The sequence below is a fragment of the Streptomyces europaeiscabiei genome (genome assembly GCF_001550375.1).
GTDB classification, from domain to species: Bacteria; Actinomycetota; Actinomycetes; order Streptomycetales; family Streptomycetaceae; genus Streptomyces; species Streptomyces europaeiscabiei.
The window spans coordinates 1-642 of the sequence record NZ_LRTR01000322.1 but is presented as its reverse complement, the minus strand read 5'-3'; the positions used below and the strand labels follow the sequence as shown (position 1 = coordinate 642).

General features: G+C 76.3%; 1 protein-coding gene. It reads right to left on the bottom strand.

Annotated features, from left to right (window positions below):
* Window positions 1-642 (bottom strand): nucleic acid/nucleotide deaminase domain-containing protein (locus AWZ10_RS15765; protein WP_279616627.1); only part of this gene is annotated, 642 nt, incomplete at both ends.

The window sequence follows — 642 nt, the reverse complement described above, 5'->3', positions numbered from 1 at the left end:
GCACCGGCGCCCGCACCGGCGCGAGCCGTGCCGGACCGTCCGCGACCTGGTGCAACTCGCCCTGATGCGCGATGAGCTGGGCCATGCCCTGCTGCCGGCTCGCATGGTCCTTGCCGTACGGGGCGATGGACGTGATGCGCGCGTTCGGCCACTGCTCACGGATCATCCGCGCGCAGTACGCCCCCGGAAGCTCGCACGACTCCAGCTCCGTGTGCAGCTCCAGCACGGCCTCCGGCGGGATGTTCAGGCCGCGCAGCTCATGGAAGATCTGCCACTCCGGGTGCGGCGTACCCGGCGCCGAACGCCGGATCACCTGCTGCTCGGAGCCGTCGGGCGCCCGGAACCGCAGCACGGCCTGGTAGCCGGGGCCGACGGTCGGCTGCCCGGTGGGCTGCTGCGGATAGCCGTACGCCGGCGGGGCACCCATCGGGGGACCGGGCACCGGCCCCGGCTGTCCGGGCATCCCGTGGGAGGCCCCGGGCGGCATCCCGGGCGCACCGGGCCCACCGAGCGGCGGCCCGGCCAGCATCGTCTCGGCGTGGTGCACGGGACCACGGGCACCCGGCTGACCGGGAGCGCCGGGGAAACCGGGCTGGCCCGGAGCACCGGGCGCGCCAGGGCCGCCCGGCTGTCCCGGAGCCC